This window comes from Mesorhizobium sp. M7A.F.Ca.CA.002.05.1.1 (assembly GCF_003998335.1).
Taxonomy (GTDB): Bacteria; Pseudomonadota; Alphaproteobacteria; order Rhizobiales; family Rhizobiaceae; genus Mesorhizobium.
Map to the genome: position 1 here is coordinate 1 of NZ_RZQI01001355.1, position 1046 is coordinate 1046.

General features: G+C 61.9%; 2 protein-coding genes. One reads left to right on the forward strand and one right to left on the reverse strand.

The features are described from left to right. Positions 1-93 precede the first annotated feature (93 nt). The gene (locus tag EN939_RS35510; protein WP_127271974.1) at positions 94-555 is read right to left on the reverse strand and encodes a winged helix-turn-helix transcriptional regulator; all 462 of its coding nucleotides are present in this window, start codon (positions 553-555) and stop codon (positions 94-96) included. A 102-nt stretch (positions 556-657) separates the two neighbouring features. On the opposite strand from EN939_RS35510, the gene EN939_RS35515 reads away from it, so the two are divergent. Continuing rightward, on the forward strand, positions 658-1046 hold a 389-nt coding region (locus EN939_RS35515; protein WP_127271976.1), incomplete at its 3' end, for an MFS transporter.

Here is a 1046-nt window from a genome sequence, read left to right on the forward strand (position 1 = left end):
ACTCCACCCTCTGTGCTGCAGGAAACGATAGCCGATTCCCTGTCTGGTCGAGCGGAAATCGATTCCGCCACGCCTGTTGGCAGGCAGCAGCTCTTAACCGGTTTCGCGGTTGCGAAAGTCGGCAAGCCGGGTTTCGCCGGGGGCAAGCTGCCGCCCGTCCTCGGCATGGACTTCCAGGCGCTTGATCGGCCGGCCGGTGAGATTGTCGACCATGAAGGTATAGGGTTCGCCCGGTCCGGCGAAGTAGGTCTCGCCCCATTGCCGCAGGGCAACCAGGACATAGAACAGGCCGCGTCCCTTTTGCGTCAGCACATATTCATGGTGCGCGCTGCCGTCGGGTGCCGGGACCGTTTCGAGGATGCCATGCGCGACGAGATTGCGCAGCCGCGACGACAGGATGTTCTTGGCGACGCCGAGGCTCTTCTGGAATTCGCCGAAGCGCCGCAAGCCGTCGAACGCGTCACGCACGATGAGCAGCGACCACCAGTCGCCAATCGCGTCCAGTGGTCGCGCTATGAGGCAATCCGCTTCGTGGTGGCTCGTTCGTTTCACCATGGCAGTCGTTGGTCCAGCATTCGATTTTCGGTTGCAACATAAAACTGTTCTGCCTATCCAGCAAGAGGTTTCAAGTTGAAACCTTTTATGGAGAGAGCAGACATGAACATGCAGGTGGTGAACAGCGGTGCAACAAGCCTCGAGCAATCCGATGGGCCGCCTCGGGTGGCGCCGCCGCCTGCGGGATTGTCACGATTGACCGCGCTGATCTTCGCCATCGCCTGCGGCCTGAGCGTTGCCAATGTCTATTTCGCCCATCCGCTGCTCGACGCCATGGCGCATGATTTTGCTATCGCGCCGGCCTCGGTTGGCATCGTGGTGACGGTAACGCAGATCGGCTATGGGCTCGGCCTGTTCTTTATCGTGCCGCTGGGCGACCTGTTCGATCGCCGCAAGCTGATTGCCGGGCAGGCGATTCTGTCTGCCGTGGCGCTGGTGGCGGTCGGGGTCGCGCCCAATGCGGCGATGCTGCTGGCGAGCCTGGCGGTGGT

Coding starts and splice junctions, on each gene's coding strand:
- EN939_RS35510 (WP_127271974.1), bottom strand. CDS start 555: ATGGTGAAACGAACGAGCCACCACGAAGCGGATTGCCTCATAGCGCGA.